The sequence below is a fragment of the Streptomyces sp. NPDC025806 genome (genome assembly GCF_055558275.1).
The window spans coordinates 1-21,673 of sequence record NZ_JBVHMU010000035.1 but is presented as its reverse complement, the minus strand read 5'-3'; the positions used below and the strand labels follow the sequence as shown (position 1 = coordinate 21,673).

The 21,673-nt window shown below is 72.5% G+C and carries 19 protein-coding genes, 1 tRNA gene and 1 pseudogene; 8 read left to right on the top strand and 13 right to left on the bottom strand.

The features are described 5' to 3' along the window. Positions 1-78: 78 nt before the first annotated feature. Together ACZ4E1_RS38825 and ACZ4E1_RS38820 are read left to right on the top strand one after the other, a co-directional pair. Entirely contained in the window at positions 79-750 is a 672-nt protein-coding gene (locus ACZ4E1_RS38825) for a FadR/GntR family transcriptional regulator (protein WP_188339861.1), read from the top strand. A 145-nt stretch (positions 751-895) separates the two neighbouring features. After that, entirely contained in the window at positions 896-1,807 is a 912-nt protein-coding gene (locus ACZ4E1_RS38820; RefSeq protein WP_467548490.1) for a PAC2 family protein, read from the top strand. Between the two features lie 191 nt (positions 1,808-1,998). Here the strand turns inward: ACZ4E1_RS38820 and ACZ4E1_RS38815 are convergent, their stop codons facing one another. The 6 genes from ACZ4E1_RS38815 to ACZ4E1_RS38790 all read right to left on the bottom strand — a co-directional run bounded on the left by ACZ4E1_RS38815 (position 1,999) and on the right by ACZ4E1_RS38790 (position 9,227). Further along, entirely contained in the window at positions 1,999-5,052 is a 3,054-nt protein-coding gene (locus tag ACZ4E1_RS38815) for an NPCBM/NEW2 domain-containing protein (protein ID WP_467548488.1), read from the bottom strand. A 181-nt stretch (positions 5,053-5,233) separates the two neighbouring features. Next, the gene (mshC, locus tag ACZ4E1_RS38810) at positions 5,234-6,463 is read right to left on the bottom strand and encodes a cysteine--1-D-myo-inosityl 2-amino-2-deoxy-alpha-D-glucopyranoside ligase (RefSeq protein ID WP_467548486.1); all 1,230 of its coding nucleotides are present in this window, start codon (positions 6,461-6,463) and stop codon (positions 5,234-5,236) included. Between the two features lie 99 nt (positions 6,464-6,562). Continuing rightward, complete coding sequence (locus tag ACZ4E1_RS38805; RefSeq protein WP_467548484.1) at positions 6,563-6,994, bottom strand: SRPBCC domain-containing protein; 432 nt, start codon at positions 6,992-6,994, stop codon at positions 6,563-6,565. A gap of 65 nt (positions 6,995-7,059) precedes the next feature. Next, complete coding sequence (locus tag ACZ4E1_RS38800; RefSeq protein WP_467548482.1) at positions 7,060-7,908, bottom strand: SCO1664 family protein; 849 nt, start codon at positions 7,906-7,908, stop codon at positions 7,060-7,062. Then, positions 7,872-8,462: a DUF3090 domain-containing protein gene (locus tag ACZ4E1_RS38795; protein WP_467548481.1), complete on the bottom strand. Its 591-nt coding sequence runs from the start codon at positions 8,460-8,462 to the stop codon at positions 7,872-7,874. Before ACZ4E1_RS38795 ends, ACZ4E1_RS38800 begins: the two co-directional genes overlap by 37 nt. A gap of 78 nt (positions 8,463-8,540) precedes the next feature. Then, positions 8,541-9,227: a histidine phosphatase family protein gene (locus tag ACZ4E1_RS38790; protein ID WP_467548480.1), complete on the bottom strand. Its 687-nt coding sequence runs from the start codon at positions 9,225-9,227 to the stop codon at positions 8,541-8,543. Between the two features lie 61 nt (positions 9,228-9,288). On the opposite strand from ACZ4E1_RS38790, the gene corA reads away from it, so the two are divergent. Continuing rightward, positions 9,289-10,290, top strand: coding sequence for a magnesium/cobalt transporter CorA (corA, locus tag ACZ4E1_RS38785; protein WP_467548478.1), 1,002 nt, complete (start codon positions 9,289-9,291; stop codon positions 10,288-10,290). A 21-nt stretch (positions 10,291-10,311) separates the two neighbouring features. Here corA and ACZ4E1_RS38780 read toward each other — a convergent pair whose 3' ends face one another. Then, positions 10,312-11,100, bottom strand: a complete 789-nt coding sequence (locus ACZ4E1_RS38780) for a ferritin-like domain-containing protein (RefSeq protein ID WP_467548476.1) — start codon at positions 11,098-11,100, stop codon at positions 10,312-10,314. A 194-nt stretch (positions 11,101-11,294) separates the two neighbouring features. Further along, positions 11,295-12,350 carry an LLM class F420-dependent oxidoreductase gene (locus ACZ4E1_RS38775; RefSeq protein ID WP_467548474.1) on the bottom strand — a complete coding sequence of 352 codons (1,056 nt, stop codon included), beginning with the start codon at positions 12,348-12,350 and terminating at the stop codon, positions 11,295-11,297. A gap of 165 nt (positions 12,351-12,515) precedes the next feature. On the opposite strand from ACZ4E1_RS38775, the gene ACZ4E1_RS38770 reads away from it, so the two are divergent. Together ACZ4E1_RS38770 and ACZ4E1_RS38765 are read left to right on the top strand one after the other, a co-directional pair. Beyond that, on the top strand, positions 12,516-13,499 hold the full coding sequence (locus ACZ4E1_RS38770) for an aldo/keto reductase (protein ID WP_467548472.1): 984 nt from the start codon (positions 12,516-12,518) through the stop codon (positions 13,497-13,499). Further along, on the top strand, positions 13,496-16,009 hold the full coding sequence (locus tag ACZ4E1_RS38765) for a helix-hairpin-helix domain-containing protein (RefSeq protein WP_467548471.1): 2,514 nt from the start codon (positions 13,496-13,498) through the stop codon (positions 16,007-16,009). The genes ACZ4E1_RS38770 and ACZ4E1_RS38765 overlap by 4 nt, the downstream gene beginning before the upstream one ends. A 75-nt stretch (positions 16,010-16,084) precedes the next feature. Here the strand turns inward: ACZ4E1_RS38765 and ACZ4E1_RS38760 are convergent, their stop codons facing one another. Then, complete coding sequence (locus ACZ4E1_RS38760) at positions 16,085-16,786, bottom strand: hypothetical protein (protein WP_467548469.1); 702 nt, start codon at positions 16,784-16,786, stop codon at positions 16,085-16,087. Between the two features lie 47 nt (positions 16,787-16,833). Between ACZ4E1_RS38760 and ACZ4E1_RS38755 the strand changes: the two genes are divergently transcribed. Continuing rightward, positions 16,834-17,022 carry a DUF5703 family protein gene (locus ACZ4E1_RS38755; RefSeq protein WP_399129877.1) on the top strand — a complete coding sequence of 63 codons (189 nt, stop codon included), beginning with the start codon at positions 16,834-16,836 and terminating at the stop codon, positions 17,020-17,022. A 104-nt stretch (positions 17,023-17,126) separates the two neighbouring features. Here the strand turns inward: ACZ4E1_RS38755 and ACZ4E1_RS38750 are convergent, their stop codons facing one another. The 3 genes from ACZ4E1_RS38750 to ACZ4E1_RS38740 form a co-directional block, all read right to left on the bottom strand. Then, a complete protein-coding gene (locus tag ACZ4E1_RS38750; RefSeq protein ID WP_467548467.1) occupies positions 17,127-17,855 on the bottom strand; it encodes a chaplin in 729 nt (242 codons plus the stop codon). A gap of 164 nt (positions 17,856-18,019) precedes the next feature. Further along, on the bottom strand, positions 18,020-18,253 hold the full coding sequence (gene chpH, locus ACZ4E1_RS38745; RefSeq protein ID WP_188339845.1) for a chaplin ChpH: 234 nt from the start codon (positions 18,251-18,253) through the stop codon (positions 18,020-18,022). 130 nt (positions 18,254-18,383) lie between these two features. After that, on the bottom strand, positions 18,384-19,709 hold the full coding sequence (locus ACZ4E1_RS38740; RefSeq protein ID WP_467548466.1) for a M20/M25/M40 family metallo-hydrolase: 1,326 nt from the start codon (positions 19,707-19,709) through the stop codon (positions 18,384-18,386). Positions 19,710-19,903: 194 nt separating this feature from the next. On the opposite strand from ACZ4E1_RS38740, the gene ACZ4E1_RS38735 reads away from it, so the two are divergent. Further along, positions 19,904-19,991: transfer RNA gene (locus ACZ4E1_RS38735), tRNA-Leu, on the top strand. Positions 19,992-20,133: 142 nt separating this feature from the next. Here ACZ4E1_RS38735 and ACZ4E1_RS38730 read toward each other — a convergent pair. Next, positions 20,134-21,180 (bottom strand): annotated as a pseudogene (locus tag ACZ4E1_RS38730) (cytosine permease); the annotation flags it as partial. Between the two features lie 363 nt (positions 21,181-21,543). Between ACZ4E1_RS38730 and ACZ4E1_RS38725 the strand changes: the two are divergent. Further along, positions 21,544-21,673 (top strand): helix-turn-helix domain-containing protein (locus ACZ4E1_RS38725; RefSeq protein ID WP_467548530.1); only part of this gene is annotated, 130 nt, incomplete at its 3' end.

Genomic DNA, 21,673 nt, shown 5'->3' with positions numbered 1-21,673 from the left:
GCCTTGGGCGGCCCTGCGCACATAATGGTGCGAGACATCGGAGGTATCCGCCCTCCGGCCTGAGCAGAGGGGGGTGCCGTGGCCGTCACCGACGAGGCCATCGAGAAGATCAAGGGGATGATCGTCTCGGGCGCGCTGCGCCCGGGCGACCGCCTCCCCAAGGAGAGCGAACTCGCCGCGGAGCTGGGCCTGTCGCGCAATTCGCTGCGCGAGGCCGTACGCGCCCTGTCGCTGATCCGGATCCTGGACGTGCGGCAGGGCGACGGCACGTACGTGACGAGTCTGGACCCGCAACTCCTCCTGGAGGCGCTGAGTTTCGTCGTCGATTTCCACCGGGACGACACGGTCCTGGAGTTCCTCGCGGTGCGCCGCATCCTGGAGCCCGCCGCGACGGCCCTCGCGGCGGGCTCGATCACGTCCGGAGAGCTGGACCGGCTGTCGGCGCAGCTCGACGCGCTGGGCCCGGAGCCCTCGGTCGAGGAACTGGTGGCCGCGGACCTCGACTTCCACCGCGGCATCGTGAAGGCGTCCGGCAACTCGGTCCTGTGCTCGCTGCTCGACGGCCTGTCCGGGCCGACCACCCGGGCCCGCGTCTGGCGCGGTCTGACCCAGGAGGACGCCGTGAGCCGCACTCTGCACGAGCACCGGGCGATCCTGGCGGCGCTGCGCGACGGCGACGCGGAGGCGGCCCGGTCGTGGGCGACGGTGCACATCGCGTCCGTGGAGCAGTGGCTGCGCTCGACCCTGTGACGCCCCGGCCCCTCCCGGTGGAGTGCGGGCCCGTGACTCGGGGCATGGTTCCCGGCAGCCGCCGGGTTCCAGGGGGCTGCGGAGGTCCCCCGTGGACGCCGTAAGGTGGGCGGGTACGCGAGGGCACGTCGGAAGGAGGCGCTGAGTGATCGAGCTCGAGGGGGTTCCCGAGCTGGTCGACCCGGTCATGGTGGCCGCGTTCGAGGGCTGGAACGACGCTGGTGACGCCGCCTCCACCGCGGTCGCGCATCTCGACAAGGAGTTCAAGGGAGAGGTGTTCGCGGCGCTCGACGCCGAGGACTACTACGACTTCCAGGTGAACCGGCCGACGGTCTTCATGGAAGACGGCGTGCGCAAGATCACCTGGCCGACGACCCGGCTCTCGGTGGTGCGGATCGGCGGCGACAAGCCGCGTGACCTCGTCCTCGTACGGGGCATCGAGCCGTCCATGCGCTGGCGCTCGTTCTGCAACGAACTGCTGGGCTTCGCCCATGAGTTGGGCGTGGAGATGGTGGTCGTCCTGGGCGCGCTGCTCGGTGACACCCCGCACACCCGGCCGGTGCCGGTCAGCGGGGTCACCTCGGATCCCGACCTGGCGACGCGGATGGACCTGGAGGAGACGAAGTACGAGGGTCCGACGGGCATCGTCGGCATCCTCCAGGAGGCGTGCACGCACGCCGGCGTCCCGGCGGTCTCGCTGTGGGCGGCGGTCCCGCACTACGTGTCGCAGCCGCCGAACCCGAAGGCGACGCTGGCGCTCCTGAACCGGCTGGAGGACCTGATCGACCTGCGGATCCCGCTGGGCGAGCTGCCCGAGGACGCGCGGGCCTGGCAGCTGGGCGTGGACCAGCTGGCGGCCGAGGACAGCGAGGTCGCGGAGTACGTGCAGTCGCTGGAGGAGGCCCGCGACACGGCGGAGCTGCCGGAGGCCTCGGGCGACGCGATCGCCCGCGAGTTCGAGCGGTATCTGCGGCGCCGCGACCCGGGCACGCCCCCGGGCGACCGGACCCGGCCGCCGAAGCCGCCGCGCCCGGAGGGCGAGGAGCCGGAGGCGTAGGACAGGTGCGGTGGGGGGGGGGGGGGGGGGGGGCCCCCCCCCCCCCCCCCCCCCAACCCCCCCCCCCCCCCCCCCCCACAAAAACTGGGGGGGCCCCCCCCCCCCCGGCCCCCCCGGGGGGGGGCGGGGGGGGGGTGAGGGGGGGGGGGGGGGGGGGGGGGGCCCCCCCCCCCCCCCCCGCCGTCTCTAGGTCAACTCCCGGATCCGCAGGAGAACTTGGCGGCGGCCCAGTCCCCGTGGTCCCCGGTCTTGGAGCCGTTGGTGTCCGTCACCTTGAGGTGCAGGTGCCGGGCTCCGCTGACGTCGACGTCCACCGGCACGGTCGCCGAGGCGCCGGTCACCTTGGGCGAGGTCCACAGCACCTTGCCGTCGGCCTCGACGGAGAAGGCGACCTCCCCGTACCCGTTGATCTCGTCGTCGATGCCGACGTCGGCGGTCAGCTTCGCGCACTGCCCGCCGAGGTAGACCTCGATGTCGGAGTTGGCGTGCACACCGATCCCCTTGGTGTACGTCTTGCCGGCGAGGGTGAGGGTGTGGCCGTCGGTGGCGCCGGACTCGCCGTTGCTGCGGTCGCGTTCGGCGGGCCCGTAGCCGTTCGTGGACGTCAGCCACTCCATGTCGCTCGCCCAGGTGTCGCCGGTGGGCGGCTTCGGCATGACGGACACCGCGAAGCGGCCCTGCGCGGTGCGTCCCTGGCCCGCCGCGTCGTAGCGGGCCGTCGCGGTGAGGGCCTGCTCCCCCGCCTTGGCGTCGGCGGCCGGGGTGAGCGGGACCTCGACGCGGCGGGTGGTGCCCGCCGCGATCCGGTCGACGGTGACGGGGTTGCCGGCGCGCCAGCCGTCGGGGGCGGTCAGTGTGACGGAGACGCCGGTGGCGTCGCGGGTGCCGGCGGTGACGTCGACGGCGACCTTGCCCTCGGCGCCCGCGCCCAGCTCCTGCCCGGCGGGTGCGGTGACGACGGCGTCGGCCCCGGGCACGGCCCCGCCGACGGCCGCGGTGTCCTTCAGATCGAGCGTGAAGGCGCGGGAGGTGGACAGCCTGCCGGTCTTGACGCGGACGACGCCGCCGCGGTCGTCACGGTCGTAGAACCAGCCGCTCGCGGCCTTCCCGTAGGCGTCCGCGTCGGTGTACTGGCGCAGCGGCTGTCCGTCGAGCGCGACCTGGCGCGGGGCGTCCCCGGTGTGCACGGTGAACGCGTACGGGCGGGCGCTCTGCTTGCCCTCGAAGGAGCCCTTGCTCGCCCCGATGCGCACGCGCACGTCACCGGCGCCGGACTTCGGGGCGTCGACCTCGGCGCGCTGCGTGGCGAAGGCGCCGTCGCGGTGGGCCCGGGTCACGCCGTCGTCCTCGTACAGGTCGAAGGACGAGGAGCCCTGCGGGTAGACGTCCCAGGCGAGCGGCGAGTCGGCGCTGCGGTCGGCGTAGGAGCGGATGCCGGGCCACATCGGGACGGCGGCGCCGCCCTTGACGAACATCGGGAGGGTGTCCAGGGGCGCGCTGTAGCCGTCGATCGTGGTCGGGCCCTGGTAGACGCGCCCGGTCCAGTAGTCGGTCCAGGTGCCCTCGGGCAGGTAGATCCCGTCGCGGACCGCGCTGTCCTTGTAGACGGGTGCGACGAGGAGGTCCTCGCCGGTCAGGAACTCGTACTTGGCGGCGTCGGTCGCGGCCTTCGGGTCGCCGGGGTACTCGAGCGCGAGCGGCCGCACGGCGCCGACCCCGGTCTTCGTCGCCTCGTGCGCGTACGAGTACAGGTAGGGCAGCAGCGACTCGTGGAGCTTCAGGTACTTCCGGTTGATCGCGGTGTACGGCGCGCCCTGCCGGAAGGGCTGCTTGTCGGCGGCGGCCCAGCCGTCCATCGTCATGGTGACGGGCAGCAGGGACTTCCACTGGAGGTCGCGTACGTACGTCTTGGGGCTGCCGCCGAAGATGCCGTCGACGTCACCGGTCGTGTAGGCGAGCCCGGACATGGTCGCGCCGGCGTAGGTGGGGATCTGCCAGCGGATGTAGTCCCAGGAGCCGGACTGGTCGCCGGACCACTGGACGCCGCAGCGCTGGGCGCCGGACCAGCTCTCGGGGGCCCAGGTGAAACCGCGGGCGTCGGAGTTGTCCTCGATGCCCTTGTAGGCGGCCTTGCAGCCGTCGAGGGCGAACTTGTAGCCGGCGCCGACCCAGGCGACGTCGAGCTTGGCGACGCGCTGGCCGGCCTTCACCTGGTCGGCGATCTTGTCGATGCCGTCCTCGGTCCACAGGCCGAGCTGGGTCTTGTTCTTCTGGAGGCCCTTGGCGGTCTCGGCGAGGTTCTCGTAGCCGCAGCCGTAGCCGTCGTTGACCAGCATCCAGCCGAGCGGCATGTCGTTCGCGACGTACTGGTCGGAGATCTTCAGAGCGTCGAGGGTGCGGCGCTCGCCGCGGTTGGCGTTGTGCAGGTAGCAGTCGGCGTCGCCGATCTCCAGGCCGTAGACGGGTGGCATGAAGGGCTTGCCGGTGAGCTGCGTGTACTGGCCGATGACGTCCTTGGCGCTGTCCTTGCCGCTGCCCGCGAAGTAGTAGGCGTCGAAGCGGTGCTCCTTCGCGGCGGCCGTCACGGGCGCGTCGAAGGTGTACGTGTTCGGCGCGAACGTGTTCCGGAAGACGCCGTAGCCGGCCGAGGAGAGGTAGAACGGGACGGAGTTGGGGTGGCCCCCGTCGTTCCAGTTGTAGTTCACCTCGGCCTTGGCGGTCTGGCCGCGCAGCGAGGTGTTGCCCCGGCCGTTCTGCATGCCGACGCCGTAGAACTGCTCGTCGGCGCCGCGCTCCAGGGTCTGCGTGGTGGTGTCGGCGGTCCACTTCAACGGGGCGCTCTCGGACCAGAGTTCGGTGCCGTCGTTGCGGAACAGGGCGAAGCGCAGGGGGGACTTGTAGGCGCGCAGGGTGACCTTGGCGCTGCTGAGCTCGTAGCGGTCGCCCTGGTCCTTCCAGCGGGTCTCCGGCGGCGCGCCCTGCGGTACGACGATGTCGTCGCCGGCCGGGTCGGTGAAGGTGCCGTCCGGGGCGAGCTCGATCCGGAAGGTCTCGTCGGACACGAAACTGACGCGGGCCTTGGCCTCGCCGGCGTCGAGCGTGTACCGGGGGCCGTCGGTGTGGAACCCGGTGACGTCGCCGACCTTGCCGGCGGTGTCCTCGGCCTGTGCGAGGCCGGGCCCGGCGAAGGTGGCGGCGACGCCGAGGGTGGCGACGGCCACGACGGATCTGAGCCGTCTTCCCATATGCGTGCTCAATAGTGATCGCATGGGCGTTGTTTAGCGCAGAAACGCGCATACGCCTAGAGGGTGGGCCGGAGATCAGCCACAAAGGAACAGCCCCTCCGGCGCTTGAGGAGCGGGGTCCGGGGCAGAGCCCCGTGACCGCACCTCCTCCTGCCGGAGGGGCTGTTCGTGGAGTGCGTGACTACAGGGCGACCCCGAGCAGCGCGTCGACCGCACGGGACACCACACCGGGCGCCCCCTCGTCCGTACCGCCCTCGGCGACCTGCCGCTCGACCCAGCGGTCGACCGCCGCGAGCGCCGCGGGGGCGTCCAGGTCGTTCGACAGCGCCTCGCGGATCTCGTCGACCAGCGCCTCGGCGGCGGGGCCGTCGGGACGGGACACGGCGGCGCGCCACCGGTCGAGCCGCTCCACCGCGTCGGTCAGGACCTTGTCGGTCCACTCCCAGTCGGCCCGGTAGTGGTGGGCCAGGAGCGCCAGCCGGATCGCGGCCGGGTCGACGCCGTCGCGGCGCAGCTTGGAGACGAAGACCAGGTTGCCCCGGGACTTGGACATCTTCTCGCCGTCGAGCGCGACCATGCCGGCGTGCACGTACGCCTTGGCCATCGGGAACTCGCCGGTGAGCACCTGGGCGTGCGAGGCGCCCATCTCGTGGTGCGGGAAGGCCAGGTCGGATCCGCCGCCCTGGACGTCGAAGCCCATGCCGAGGTGGTCGAGGGCGATGGCCACGCACTCGATGTGCCAGCCGGGGCGCCCCGCGCCGAGCGAGCCGCCGTCCCAGCTGGGCTCGCCCTCACGGGCGGCCATCCACAGCATCGGGTCGAGCGGGTTCTTCTTGCCCGGACGGTCCGGGTCGCCGCCCCGCTCGGCGGACAGCAGCCGCATGGCGGCCGCGTCCAGGTTCGAGACCGACCCGAAGTGCGGGTCCGCCTCGACGGAGAAGTAGATGTCGCCGTCGAGCTCGTAGGCGGCGCCCGCGTCACGGAGCCGCTCGACGAGCGGCACGATGCCGGGTATCGCCTCGACGGCGCCTATGTAGTGCTGCGGCGGGAGCATCCGCAGGGCGGTCATGTCCTCGCGGAACAGGGCGGTCTCGCGCTCGGCGAGGCCCTCCCAGTCGATGCCGTCGCGTACGGCCCGCTCCAGCAGGGGGTCGTCGACGTCCGTGACGTTCTGGACGTAGTGGACCTGCCGCTTGGTGTCGAGCCACACGCGCTGCACGAGGTCGAACGCGTTGTAGGTCGCCGCGTGACCCATGTGGGTCGCGTCGTACGGCGTGATGCCGCAGACGTAGATACGGGCGACGGGACCGGGGTCGAGGGTGACGAGCCCACCGGTCGCGGTGTCGTGGATCCTCAGGTCGCGGCCCTTGCCAGGCAGGGCGGGGACCTCAGAAGCGGGCCAGGCATGCATGTCTTGAAGCCTAACCGGACGGTGCTTCCGCATACGAACCGGATCGGTGTGATGGCCGACAAGGCCCTCTTGCGGGTGTCCCGTCCCTCGGCTAACGGTTCAGACGAGAGCGGCGCGGATCGCGTCGCTCAGTCCGAAATGACGGATCCCGTGAACCAGCCAGGCGCGCAGGGCGCACACGAAGTACGTCCAGCCCTGGGTCTGCCCGACGGCGCGCGCGGCGCCCTCGGAGCCGTCGCCCATCTGGTCCTCGGTGATGGTGATTCTCGTCGCACCGTCCTCCTGCGCGAGCCGGATCGTCACCTCGGCCGGCCAGCGCCAGGTGATGAGGCGGTCCGCCTCGATGTCGCCGATCTCGACGTCGAACGTCGCGTCGACATGGCCGAACCGCCACGTCACGGTGGTGCCGGGCACCATCGCGGCGGACGCCTCGGCGGTGAAGAAGCTCGACAGGCTCTCCGGGCTGACGATCGCCTCGAAGACGTCCTTGGCCGGACGGTCGATCCGGTCCTCGACAATCAGCTTGGTCATCCCCCGAACGTAGCCCGCCCCGCCGCCAACCGCCCCCGGACACCGTCGCCTCGCAGGTCAGAGGGTCAGACCGGCGGCCACGGGATCGCGGGCCAGTCGCCGCCCGGTTCCCGGTGGCGGCCGGTTCTGAGCAGCTCCGCCACCCGCTCCCGTACGGCGTCGAGCTCGGCGGCGGTGATCAGGGCGGCGAGCCGGGCAGCGAGCGGTTCTCCCACACGCAGGCGGTCCCGCAGGGTCTCCAGGGCGGCCGTCGCCTCCTCGGTGAGCGGTTCGCCCGCCCAGCCCCACAGCAGGGTGCGCAGCTTGTCCTCGGCGTTGAAGGTGACGCCGTGGTCGATGCCGTAGAGCCGGCCCGCGGTGTCGAGCAGCAGGTGACCGCCCTTGCGGTCGCCGTTGTTGATCACCGCGTCGAGCACGGAGAGGCGGCGCAGGCGCGGGTCGTCGGCGTGCACGAGCAGGGCGGTGCGGCCCTCGCCGACCTCGGCGAAGCCGATGGCCTTCCAGCCCTCGCCCGGCTCCTCGCCGTCGACGAGCGCGAGCAGCCGGTCGGCCTCCGCGGGCTCCTCGGGGCCGTCGATCCACAGCTGGCACATGCCCTCGCCGTACGGCCCGTCGCGCAGCACGGTCGGCGGGACCAGGCCCCAGCCGAGCGCCTCGGAGACCTCGTAGGCGGCGACCTCGCGCTGGGCGAGCGTGCCGTCGGGGAAGTCCCACAGGGGGCGCTCCCCGCGCACCGGCTTGTAGACGCAGGCGGCCTCGCGGCCCTCGTGCGTGACGGTGCACAGGAGCACCGCGTTCGACGCCTCGCGGATCTGGCCGCGGACCTCCAGCTCGCCGCGGGTCAGGAGGTCGAGGGCGGCGAGATCGGTGGGCGCGCTCACGCTCCGCGCCGGTATCCGTTCTGGCGCGGACATACGTGTCCCTCCGGGTCGAGCGGCAGGCTGCACAGGGGGCACGGCGGCCGGCCCGCGTTCACGACGTCCAGGGCGCGCTTGGCGAACGCGCGGGCCTGCGTGCCGGTCAGCCGGACGCGGAGCATCGGCGGGCCGTTCTCCTCGTCCTGGAGAAGCCTTTCCTCGGCCTCGGCGAGGTCCTCCTCGGACTCGGCGTCCAGCTCCACGAGGGCCTGCGCCTCGACGATCATGCGCTGCTCGTCACCGTCCCAGGCGAGCGCCATCGTGCCGACGCGGAACTCCTCCTCCACCGGGGAGTCCAGCGGGGCGGTGTCGGCGATCTCGGAGGGCGCCATGGCGGGCACCGGGGCGTTGCCCCCGCTGCGCCGCACGACCTCGTCGAGCAGCTCGTCCATGCGCTCGGCGAGCGCGGCCACCTGCGTCTTCTCCAGCGCCACGCTCGTGACGCGCGTTCCTGCCGAGGCCTGCAAAAAGAAGGTGCGGCGCCCGGGGAGTCCGACCGTGCCGGCCACGAAACGCTCCGGAGGGTCGTAGAGGAACACCTGACGGGACACGTCCTGCTCTCCATGGGGATCGGGGGATCTGGGAACCGACTTGTGCCGGCGGCTGCTTCACCCTACTGCGGGCGACGATCACGGTGCGCCCGCGCCACCGCCCACGGGCGCATCCGGCCCCTGCGGCTGCTCGCGCGGGGCGAGCGAGGCGAAGTCCCCGGTGTCGCCGAGGCGGACGAGGAAGGGGCGCAGCCGGGTGTAGCGGATCGCCGTGACGGAGCAGGGTTCCACGGAGATGCGCTGGAAGAGGTCGAGATGCAGCCCGAGGGCGTCGGCGACGAGGGACTTGACGATGTCGCCGTGCGAGCACATCAGGTACACGGCGTCGGGGCCGTGCTCCGCCTCCACGCGCGCGTTCCACTCGCGCACCGCCTCGGCGGCGCGGTGCTGCATGTGGCGCATGGACTCGCCGCCGGGGAACGCGGCGGCGGTCGGATGCTGCTGCACGACCTGCATGAGCGGCTCGTCGGCGAGCTCGGCGAGCTTGCGGCCCGACCAGTCGCCGTAGTCGCACTCGCCGATCCGGTCGTCGGTGTGGACGCTCAGCCCGGGGCGGGCGGCGAGCAGCGGGGCGACGGTCTCCCGGCAGCGCTGCAGCGGGCTGCTGACGACCTCCGCGAGGGGCAGCTCGGAGAGGCGCGCGGGCAGCGCGGCGGCCTGCGCGGCCCCGCGCTCGTCGAGGGCCACGCCGGGGGTCCACCCGGCGAGCAGACCCGCGGTGTTGGCGGTCGAGCGTCCGTGCCGGACGAGAATCAGCGTGGGCATACGCGCCACCCTAGGCCGTGTGGAAGTGCGGGCCCGCGTCGGTCTGGGAAGAATTCTCGGCATGATCGTCGACTGCGCCATCTACCGGGACGGGCGCCGGATCGAGCGGCCCGCGGACTTCGCCGTCGCGCTGGACGAGGCACGGGCCTCGGGCCACGCGTTCGTCTGGATCGGACTGCACGAGGCCTCCACGGCGGAGTTCGACCGGGTCAGCCACGAGTTCGGGCTGCATCCGCTGGCGGTCGAGGATGCCCTCAAGGCGCATCAGCGGCCGAAGCTGGAGGTGTACGACGACTCGCTGTTCGTCGTCCTCAAGCCGGTCGTCTACGAGCCGCGCAGCGACCGGGTGTCCACGGGCGAGCTGATGATCTTCCTCGGGGACTCGTTCGTGGTGACGGTGCGGCACGGCGAGGGCGCGCCCCTGAAGGCGGTGCGCAAGCGTCTGGAGGACGATCCGGAGTTCCTGGCGCACGGTCCGACGGCGGTCCTGTACTCGATCGCGGACGCGACGGTGGACCACTACCTGGAGGTCGCGGCCGAACTGCAGACCGACCTGGAGGAGCTGGAGGCGGAGGTCTTCTCGCCGGACGGCGGCGGCTCCCGGGACACGGCGGCGCGGATCTACACGTTCAAGCGGCAGATCCTGGAGTTCCGGCGCGCGACCGGGCCGCTCGCGATGCCGATGGCCCGCCTGTCCGGCGTGGGGCCGTCGGGCACCGCCGGGGTCCCGTTCGTGAGCGCGGACGCGCAGCCCTTCTTCCGGGACGTGAACGACCACCTGACCCGGGTCAACGAGTCGGTGGACGGCCTGGACCGGCTGGTGTCGGACATCCTGTCGGCCCACCTGGCGCAGATGAGCGTCCGGCAGAACGACGACATGCGCAAGATCTCGGCGTGGGCGGCGATGGCCGCCGTGCCCACGATGATCGCCGGGATCTACGGCATGAACTTCGACCACATGCCCGAGCTGCACTGGGTGTGGACGTATCCGGCGGTCATCCTGGTGATGGCGGTCCTGGAAGTGCTCCTGTACCGGCAGTTCAAGCGGCGCGGCTGGCTGTGAGGCGCCGCCCCGGGCCCGGGCTCAGGCGAACTCGACGGAGGTGGTCGCGGGCCCGCCCAGCGCGTCCCGCCGTTCGGGCATCTCCAGGGAGACCATCCGCCGCCAGCCGCCGAGGCGTTCGTACGCGTACACGGCGTGGATACCGGCGGCGAGCACGGCCGACTTGGCCTTCGACCAGCCCAGGATGCGGCCCATGTGGTCCATGACGGCGAGGCTGACGTCCCGGTAGACGGCGATCTCGGCGAGGGCGCACTCGCGCAGGATGCGCTGGATGGTGCGGCCGTGCCCCGCGTAGGCGAAGCGCAGCAGTTCCTCGTGGCAGTACGCGAGGTGGTTGTCCTCGTCGTGGGAGATCATCTTCACCGCGCGGCCGATGTCCGGATGGTCGGAGAAGTGCTTGCGCAGCAGCTCCATCTGTTCGGAGGCGCGCTGTTCGGTGACGCGGCTGTGCGCGAGGTAGGTGACGATGTCCTGCACGGACAGCGGCTCGTCGCGCTTGAGCTGCTCGTGGGCGAGCCCGATGCCGTGCCGCTCCAGGAGCATCGTGTAGTCGGCCTCCTCCGGTACGGGGACCGGTTGCAGACCGCGCTTCTTCATGAGCGCGTTGAAGATGCGCCCGTGCTTGTCCTCGTCCGCGCCGTGCCGGGCGACCTTGGGCGCGAGGGCGCGCTCGCTCGCCGGGACGAGCGCGGCGATCCGGCCGTTCTCCCAGCCGCCCTGGGACTCCCCGCTGGCCGCGATGGAACAGAACAACCGGAACGACTCGTCGTCGTCGAGGATCTCCTGGAACAGACTCTTGGCCGACAGCATCGTGGTACCTCCCTGCCGCTCCCTGCCTGTGCACAGGATTTCGCGCCTCGGGCCGTCCCGCGACTCGGAGTCCGCCCGGCGCGTGACCGAACCGGCTCCGGCGCGTTGTTCCCCGTGACGGCCGTGGCGGGGAAGACACCCCGAGCCCCCACCACGGCCGCAGACCTCTCCCCCTCCAGGCCGCTCCCCGGCGGCTACGCCAGACCGGCGCGCTCCAGCGCCTCCGTGCCCGCGCGCAGCGAGGCGAGGCGCTCGTCCAGCGAGAAGCCGGCCGGGGACAGCGTGAGGGTGGTGACCCCGGCGGCCGCGTAGGCGCGCATCCGGTCGGCGATCCGGTCCACGGAGCCGAGCAGGGTGGTGGAGTCGATGAGCTGCTGCGGGATCGCCGCGGCGGCGCCCTCCTTGTCGCCGGACAGGTACTTCTCCTGGACCTCGGCGGCCTCCTTCTCGTAGCCCATGCGGCCCGCGAGCTGGTTGTAGAAGTTCTGCTTGCGGCTGCCCATGCCGCCCACGTACAGGGCGGTGTAGGGGCGCAGCAGGTCGGCGAGCGAGGAGACGTCCTTGTCGTCGCCGACGGCGATCGGCACGGTCGGGCAGACGTCGAAGCCCTCCATGGTCCTGCCGGCCTTCTCGCGGCCCGCGCGCAGGTGACGGATCGCGGTGTCCTCGAGGTGCTCGGCGGCCGGGAAGATCAGGAGGGCGCCGTCGGCGATCTCGCCGGTCTGCTCCAGGTTCTTCGGGCCGATCGCGGCGATGTAGAGCGGGATGTGCTCGCGCTGCGGGTGCACGGTCAGCTTGAGGGACTTGCCCGGGCCCTCGGGCAGCGGCAGGGTCCAGTGCTCACCCTCGTAGGAGACGCGCTCGCGGCTCATCGCCTTGCGGACGATGTCGACGTACTCGCGCGTGCGGGCCAGCGGCTTGTCGAACTTGACGCCGTACCAGCCCTCGGAGACCTGCGGGCCGGAGACGCCGAGACCGAGGCGGAAGCGGCCGCCGGACAGCGAGTCGAGGGTCGCGGCCGTCATCGCGGTCATCGTGGGCTGGCGGGCGGGGATCTGCATGATCGCGGAGCCGACGTCGATCCGTTCGGTCTGCGCGGCCACGTACGACAGCACGGTCACGGTGTCCGAGCCGTACGCCTCGGCCGCCCAGCAGACCGCGTAGCCGAGTTTGTCGGCCTCCTTCGCGACGGTGAGGTTGTCGGAGTCCATGCCCAGGCCCCAGTAGCCGAGGTTGATGCCGAGCTTCATTGACCACATCTCCTTAACGCCGTGCCGACGGTCGTGCCAACGCCCTGCGATCCAGGGGCTTACCCATCGGTAACGCCCCTGGTCGGGCACCCTAGCGCGCCCGGCCGCCGCACAGTCGTCCACAGGGGCCCCGATCCTGAGCCGGGGCCAGTAATCTCAGCGCCCATGGAGCAGAGGCATCTCGGCCGCACCGGCCTGCGCGTGTCCCGGATCGGTCTCGGCACCCTCACCTGGGGTCGGGACACCGACGAGCACGACGCCGCAGACCTGTTGAAGACCTTCTGGGAGGCGGGCGGCAGCCTGGTCGACACGGCCGACGTGTACGGGGACGGGGAGGCGGAGTACCTGCTCGGGCGGCTCGTCGAGGGGCTCGTGCCGCGCCAGGACCTGGTGATCTCCACGAAGGCGGGCAGCGTGCCCGATCCCGACCGGCGCTTCGACGGCTCGCGCGGCCATCTGCTCGCCGCGCTCGACGCCTCGCTGGCCCGGCTCGGCACGGACTACGTGGACCTGTGGCAGGTCCACGCCTACGATCCGGGCACGCCGCTCGACGAGACGCTCCAGGCGCTCGACATCGCCGTCGCCAGCGGGCGGGCCCGGTACGCGGGGGTGTCCAACTTCTGCGGCTGGCAGCTCGCCAAGGCGGCCACCTGGCAGCTCGCGGCGCCGGGGACCCGTACCCGGATCGCCAGTACGCAGATGGAGTACTCGCTGCTGCAGCGCGGCGTGGAGCGCGAGGTGCTGCCCGCCGCGCTCGACCTCGGCATCGGGCTGCTGCCGTCCTCGCCGCTGGGGCGCGGCGTCCTCACCGGCAAGTACCGCACGGGCACGCCCGCGGACTCGCGCGGCGGCTCGGACCACATGGCGCCGTTCGTCGCGCCGTACCTGGACGAGACGGCCCGGCACATCGTGGACGCGGTGTCCATAGCCGCCGACGGGCTCGCCACGACGCCGCTGCAGGTGGCGCTCGCCTGGATCAGGGACCGGCCCGGCGTGACCGCCCCGATCGTCGGCGCGCGCAACGCGCAGCAGCTCACGGCCGCGTTGTCAGTGGAGGCGCTTAGTCTTCCTGACGAGATCTGCCAGGCGCTCGACGATGTGTCGGCGCCCGTGCACCGCTATCCCGATCAGGACTGGAGCACGTTGTGAGTACGGAGTCCGCCGCCGAGGAGACCGGCCCGGCGCCGACCCCCGACACCGCGCAGGAGAGCGCGACCGGAGAGGCCCCCGGCCCCGACGACGCCACGCAGACGCCGGAGGGCGAGCCCGGAGGCCAGGTCGGCGGCGAGGACACCCACTTCCCGGAGCCCGACACCAGGGCCGGTGACGGGACGGACACGGCCCCGCGGGAGCCGGAGGCCACGGCCCCGGACCAGGACGCCGAGAGCGACCCCGCCCCGAGCGCCGCGTCCGGCGACCGGACCGACGGGCCCGCCGAGACGGCCGAGGCGGATCCGGAGAGCGGCGAGCAGGAGCAGCAGGACGGAGCCGCATCCGAGAGCGCTGACGACGGGCACGCCGACACGGCCGAGGCAGAGGCTGTGGAGCCGGAGAGCGGCGAGCAGGAACAGCCGGGCGGCACCGCAGCCGAGAGCGCCGGGGACGGGTCGGCTCAGGTCTCCGAGGCCGAGGCCGAGCTTGCCGCTCAGCGGGAGTTCCGGGAGCGGATCGCTCAGCGGAAGGCCTCCAAGGACGGGCCCATCGAGGCGGGGGCCAAGCTCAGCGGCACCGCGGCCGATCTGCTCGCCGCCGTGCGGGCCGTCGAGGGCGGCGGCAAGCCGGCCTCCTCCGTGTTCACCGCGCCGGACCCGGCACCGGTGCCCGAGCCCGCGCGTACGCCCCCAGCGCGCCCGGCGGCCACCCCCGCGCCGGAGCGCGGTCCGCAGCAGCCCGGCGTACCCGGCCCGGCCCACGCGGAGGCCGTCGCCGCCGTGCGGGCCGTGCTCGGTGAGGGCGGCGCGCCCGAGTCGCTCGCCGTGGCCGCCGCCGGCGCGCTGGGCGAGGGCGCCGAGGAGCGGCTGCGCGAGGACCCGTGGCAACTGCTGCGCGTCCCCGGGGTGCGGCCCGAGCAGGCCGACGGATTCGCGCGGGCGCTGCTCGGTGCCGAGTGCGGCCCGGACGACGAGCGGCGCGGCTGCGCGCTCGCGGTCTGGCTGCTCGAACAGGCGGCCGTCGCCGGACACACCGCCCTGGACCTGCCGGTGCTCGCCGAGGCGCTCGGCAAGTACGCGGTGCCCGATCCTGAGGCGGCTGTGCAGAGCGCGGTCGCGGAGGGCGACGCGCTCGTCCTCCAGGACCCGCTGGACGAGCCACCGGCCCAGACGGCCACGCCCGAGCAGGCCGAGGAGGAGGGCGAGGAGCCCGAGCGCCCGGTCCGGGTCCTGGTCGGCCTGGAGCGGTACGCGATGGCGGAGGAGAGCCTCGCGGACGGCCTGGCCCGTCTGGTCAACGCGGGCGCGAAGGACGCCGCTCCCCCGGCCGGCTGGGAGGAGGCGGCGGCACGGGCCAAGGGCTCGACGGCGGAGCTGCTCCGCGCGGTCGCCACCCACCGCCTGGTGCTGCACACGGGCGGCGAGGCGGCCCGCGCCGAGCCGATCGCGGTGGCGAAGGCGGCGGCCGGGCTCGGCCTGCGGGTCTGTGTCGCGGCGCACAGCGCGGACGGCCGCCGCAGGGCCGCCGAGCTGCTCGGCCCGGACGCCCCGCGCGAGGTGACCGCCACGGTCGCCGGGCTCGTCGCGCACGCGGAGGGCCCCGGCCGGGACGCGGACGGCGCGCTGGCCCTGGACCTGCTGGTGGTGCTCGATGCCCCGCAGCTGGACGTGGACGGCGCGGCGCTCCTCGTGGAGCAGCTGCCCGACGGGGCGGGGCTGCTGCTCAGCGGCGACCCCGGCACGCTGTGGTCGGCGGGCCCGGGCCGGGTCTTCGCGGACCTGCTCGCGTCCGCCGTCTGCCCGCGCATCGCCTCCCGCACCCCGGACTTCGGCCCCATCGGCGAGCTGGTCTCGGGCATCGGCATCGGTGAGTTGAACGCGGTGGAGGCGCCCGGCAAGGAGGTCGTGATCGTCCCGGTGCGGGACGCGGCGGAGGCGATCCACCGCACCGTGCAGCTCGTCGCGGACTCGGTGCCGCGCGCGATCGGGGTGCCTCCCGAGCAGACGCAGGTGATCACGGTCGGCCACGGCGGCGCGGCGGGGACGCGCGCGTTGAACGCGGCGCTGAAGGAGCGGCTGAACCCGGGCCCCGGCCGCTTCGGCGGCTTCGACCCCGGCGACCGCGTGGTGCATGTGCCCGCGCCGGGCCGGATTCGTCCGGGCCGTGTGCTCGGAGCGGACGCGGAGGGGCTGCGCCTGGACTGCGACGGCGCGCCCGTGCTCGTACCGAAGGACCGGGTGGAGCAGTCCGTGCGGCACGGCTGGGCGGTCACCGGGCACCAGGCCGTGGGCCTGCGCTGGCCGGCGGCCGTGGTGGTGCTGCCCGGGGACGCGACGCAGGGCCTGACCCGCCCGTGGGTCTACACGGCGTTCGGCCGCGGTGAGCGGCACCTGTCCGTGGTGCACGGGGCGGACGCGGCGCTGCCGCGCGCCGTCGCGGAGCTTCCGGCGAAGCCCCGCACCACCCGCCTGGAGACCCTGGTGCGGGGCCAGATCCCCGCGTCCTGAGCCCGGCGAGGCCGGACAGCACGCCGCCCCCGCACCCGGTCGTCCGGGGCGAGGGCGGCGTGCTGTGCGGGTCGGTCAGCGGCCGGCGTCCTCCAGAGGGCCGTCCGCGGACGGGCGGGGGCGCGGTGGCCGCTCCCCGGCGATCTCGTCGTCGTCGAGCTCGTCGTCGAATACCGAGCTCACGTCGAAGCGGCAGACGACCCGCTGCGGATCGGCGGCCTCGAACGGGGCCTCCAGCCACTCCCCCGGCTCGGCCGGCTCGTCCGCGGCCGTGACCCAGAGCGTGGCGTCGCCCTCGTCGAGCCCGAACTCCTTGTGCCGGGAGGCGATCTCGTCGGGTTCGAACTCGCCGAAGAGCACGCCGAGCGCGGCGTGCACACTGCTGCCCGCCCCGTCCGCGGCCCCCTCGTCCGCGTCGGGTCCGGCGTCGAGGTCGGCGATCCGGCCCGCCTGGGCGAGCAGCCGTTGCGGCTCGACCACGGCGTAGTCGCGTCGGATCAGCACGCTCAGCGCGTTCGGTTCCTCGGGTCCGGTGTACGGCGGGAGCGAGTCGTCGCCGCCGGGGATCTCGAAGGGAGTGACCTCGTCGTAGCGGTCGTAGAGGAGCTCGTCGTACTCCTCGGCCGCGGCGGCGAGTTCGTTGAACGCTTCGTAGACGGCCGGGTCGTCCTCGCCCGACCGGCGCTCGACAGCCGCCAGGTGGCGGTCGAGCGCAGCCTTGACCGCCTCGGCGGCGGCGCGTACCTCGGCAGCGGTGGGCTGCGCAGCATCAGACATAGTGCAGACGCTATCCGTACCGGGCCGCTGCCCGCACAATAGATGCGATGCCGGAATACGAATTTGTCGACGTGTACGTGCCGCGCGGGGTGACCCGCAAGGAGGCGACGCGTCTGCTGACGGACCATGCAGAGTACGGACACTGGGAGTTGGACCGACTGATCCTGCGCCACGACGGGAGCCGCCGCGTGCGGCTGCGCCGTCGGATCATCCGCCAGGTGCGGGCCACGTGGTGACCTTCGCGACGCCTTCGTGATGACCTGAACCTGACCAGTGCGGAGACAAAAACGGAGCGGGCCCGTTCTGCGGAGCCCGCTCCGTGGTCACCCGGTGGGCGGCGTCACACGCCGGCCTTGGCCCTCCGGTAGAGCACCGCGCCCGCGAGCAGCGCACCCGCGCTCGCCGCGCCCGCCGCGCCGATCGGCAGCGAGCTGCCCGTCTCGGCGAGCTGGGACGGGCCCTTGGGCGGGGTGACGGTCTGCGTCCCCGGCTCGTTGGGCTTGTCCGGGGTGTGCGGGGTGACCGGCGGCTTCTCCGGCGTGCCGGGGTGGTGCGGCGTGGCCGGCGGCTCGGTCGGCGGCGTGACCGGCGGCGGGGTGGTCTCCCCGTTCGCGCAGTCGTTGCCCCCGGCCGGGTTGCCGATGCCGATGACGTCGACAGTGTTGCCGCACGCGTTGACCGGAAGGTCGATCGGCAGCTGCACGTTGTTGCCCGAGCCGACGCCGGGCGAGTCACTGGTGTGCCCGCCGGCGTGGGAGCCACCGCCGGACGACGAGGAGCCGCCGCCGTACGAGTCGTCGCCGCTCCCGTCGTCGTCGGAGGTGTCGGAGGTGTTGGCGCAGCTGTTGCCGGCCGCCGGGTTGAGCAGCCCGATGACGTCGATGGTGTTCCCGCACACGTTCACCGGGACGTGCACCGGAGCCTGGACGGAGTTGCCGGACGCCACACCGGGCGAGTCGGACGCGGTGCCGGTGGCACCGGCGTCGGCGTACGCGATCCCGCCCGTCATGGCGAGCGCGCCGGACGCGGCCGCCACGGTGATCAGGCCTTTGCGCATGACCTGTCGCATAGCTTTCCCTGCCTTAGAACTCTGCTGAACGCCTCATGGAAGGCGCTGGAGAGGCACGGGGGCGGTTGTGCGTCCCGTGCCGAATGCCCAATCGGCCCCGGAGCGCATGGCGCGCACTCCGGGGCCGACGGGCTCAGACCCTCAAGGGGTGGGGCACAACAACGTCAGTTGTTGACGCAGGTGTTGCCGAAGGCGGGGTTGAGCAGCCCGATCACGTTCACGGTGTTGCCACAGAGGTTCACCGGGACGTGGACCGGCACCTGAATGACGTTGCCCGAGAGCACACCGGGGGACTTCACGGCGGCACCCTGGGCACCGGCGTCGGCAGCGGCGATGCCCGCACCCGCGAGCACGAGGCCACCAGTGGCAGCCGCAGCAGCGACGACCTTCTTGATCATTGTTCCTCCTTGTTGGCAAATGCAGTCCCAGCCGCGGACTGCACTCCCTGTAACGAGGAGGGGCCATTGGGGCTACGAGCCACCGGTGCCATTCACTCGTTCCGGTCAGGCGCGTACACCTGGACGAATGTCAGGAGGCGTCGATGAACCGGTCGAGGACACGGACGCCGAACTTCAGCCCGTCGACCGGAACCCGCTCGTCCACGCCGTGGAACATGCCGGCGAAGTCCAGCTCGGGCGGCAGCTGCAGCGGCGCGAAGCCGAAGTTGCGGATGCCGAGCTCGACGAAGGACTTGGCGTCGGTGCCGCCGGAGAGCGTGTACGGGATCGCCTTGCCGATCGGGTCCTCGGCGGCGATCGAGGACTTCATGGCCTCGACGAGCGCACCGTCGAAGTCGGTCTCGACGGCCTTGTCCGCGTGCACGTCCTCGCGCTTGACGTTCGGGCCGAGGATCCGGTCGAGGTCGGCGAGGAACTCGTCCTCGTAGCCTGGCAGGAAACGTCCGTCGACGTGGGCGGTGGCCTCGCCGGGGATCACGTTCACCTTGTAACCGGCGCCCAGCTGCGTGGGGTTGGCGGTGTTGCTGAAGGTGGCGCCGATCAGCTTGGCGATGCCGCCGAGCTTGGCGACGGTCGTCTCCATGTCCTCCGGTTCGAGCTCCACCCCGTACGCGTCGCCGAGCTCGTCGAGGAAGTGGCGCAGGGTCTTGGTGACGCGGATCGGGAACTGGTGCCGGCCGAGGCGGGCGACCGCCTCGGACAGCTCGGTGATCGCGTTGTCCCGGTGGATCATGGAGCCGTGCCCGGCGGTGCCGGCCACGGTGAGCTTCATCCAGTGCATGCCCTTCTCGGCGGTCTGCACCAGGTAGAGCCGCCGCTGCTCGTTCACCGTGAACGAGAAGCCGCCGACCTCGCTGATCGCCTCGGTGACCCCGTCGAAGAGGTCCCGGTGGTTGTCGACGAGGTGGCGGGCGCCCCAGGTGCCGCCGGCCTCCTCGTCGGCGAGGAAGGCGAGGACGATGTCGCGCGGGGGCTTGCGGCCGGTGCGCAGCCGGTCGCGGACGACCGCGAGGGTCATCGCGTCCATGTCCTTCATGTCGACCGCGCCGCGGCCCCAGACACAGCCGTCGGCGACCTCGCCGGAGAACGGGTGGTGCGTCCAGTCCGCCGCGTTGGCGGGGACGACGTCGGTGTGGCCGTGGATGAGAAGCGCGGGCCGCGACGGGTCCTCGCCCTCGATCCGGGCCACGGTGGAGGCACGGCCGGGGTGGGACTCGAAGATCTTCGGTTCGAGGCCGACCTCGGCGAGCTTCTCGGCGACGTACTCGGCGGCCTTGCGTTCACCCGGGCCCGAGTGGTCGCCGTAGTTGCTGGTGTCGATCTGGATCAGTTCGCGGCAGAGGTCCACGACCTCGTCCTGTCCGGAGACGGCCCTGCCCGCGCTCGACTCGCTCACGCTTGTTCCTCTCTCCCTGTGGTCCCCCTCATCCTCTCTCTCCCGCTCCCCGGACCCAAGGGCGGGCGGCGGTCGTCACGTGCCATTCACACGGCCCACCTGCGGAAAGGGGGTGTGATCGAAGCACTCGGAAACCCTGGTAATGTTCTCTGTGTCGCCGCGGGAAACACCCCGCAGAAAGCGGCAGACACCTTGTCCGGGTGGCGGAATGGCAGACGCGCTAGCTTGAGGTGCTAGTGCCCTTTATCGGGCGTGGGGGTTCAAGTCCCCCCTCGGACACCACGGAAGGACCAGACTCAGTCTGGTCCTTCTTTCGTTGTGCCTTCTCCCGCCGGGCCGCGCGCAGTTGCGGCAGTGAGAGCAGTACGTAGAGCAGGGCGCCGGTGAGCGGCAGGGCGTGCCACAGGGTGTCGCCGAAGCCGAACCCGAGGATCAGGTTGACGCCGAGTCCGCCCGCGAAGGCGCCGAGCGCGCGGTGGTTGACGGCGGCGACGGCGGCCTCGGACAGGTCGTAACGGCCGCGCCGCAGCAGGAAGTAGTCGGCGACCAGGATGCCCGGGATGAGGGGAATCGCGTACCCGAGGTAGCCGAGGTACGTGAGGAAGGCGTCGAGGATGCCGGCGGTCAGACCGTAGTAGGCGAGGCCGCAGGCGAGGACGCCGCAGATCACGTTGACGGTGATGCGCGGGAGGTCGACGGCGGTGCGGCCGGCGAGGCTGGCGGCGTACATGTTGTTGACCTCGTGCGGGAAGCCCTGCACGAAGATCGCGAAGGTGGCGAGGGCGCCGACGCCGACCGTGCCGAAGGCGGCGCCCATGTCGGCCTGTCCGACGCCGAGTCCGAGCAGGATGCCGAGCAGGTTGAAGCCGAAGTTGCCGACCATGAACTCGGCGACGGTGGTGGTCCAGACGGTGGCGCGGGACCTGCCGAAGCGGGTGATGTCGGGGGGGACGGTCGCGCCGGTCATCCACTTGTTGACCCCGAGGGCGAACAGGGCGAGCGCGGTGGCCTCGCCGGCGCGGGCCGGTTCGGCGTTCACGAAGGCGTCGAGGCCGCCCGCGTGCCGTACGGCGGCGACGACGGCGACGATCACGGTGGCCAGCATGAGGGGCACGCTGATGCGGCCGACCCAGGTCAGGCCCTTGCCGAAGCCGACGATGGACAGGGCGGTGTAGACGGCGCTGAGCAGGACGCAGTAAAGGAGGCCGAGCCAGGGGTCCTTGCCGCCGGGCAGGACGCCCGCGGTGATGCCGGTGCTGTAGCCGACGAAGCCGGCCGACAGGAGGGCGATCACCAGGGAGGGCAGTCGGCTGCCGCCGCGGCCGAACGCAGCCTTCAGGCCGAGGGCGGTGGTGACGCGTTCGCGCTGGCCGATCAGGCCGCACAGGATCGAGACGGCGCTGACCACGACGGACGAGCCCACGGCGATCGCGAGGCCGGTCCAGAACGGGAAGAAGAGGCCGAGCGACATGCCGTACAGGAGGTCGGTCGCCGACACGGTGAAGCCCATGCGGACGAGGGTGATCGACAGGGTGGACCGGGTCTGGTCCGCGGGCAGCCGGTCGGCGGCGAAGTCCTCGGTGGCCTCGGCGGCGCGGCGGGCGCGGGCCCGCGTGTCGGGGGCGGGATCGTCGGTGTGCGGCACGGACACCTCTCGGGGGATCGGCGTACGGGTGTCCCGTGATGCTCGCCGCCCGGCCCCGGCCGGACACTGGCAGTGGCTGCCAGCGCTGGGCCGCCGCGCTGGCACCCCGCGCCAGTCCGGCAGCACTGCGCCCCGCCGGCCTGGCTTGGGTTCTACTGAACGTCGCAACACCCGATCTTCGGGAACGCGATGAACTTGAGGAAGACGGCACCGGGCCGCCCCCGGGTCGAGGAGCGACGGAAGTTCCTTGAACTCGTTAGCCAGGGGGTGAGCATCAGAGAAGCTAGTCGGATCATCGGCATCAATCGCCGAACCGGCC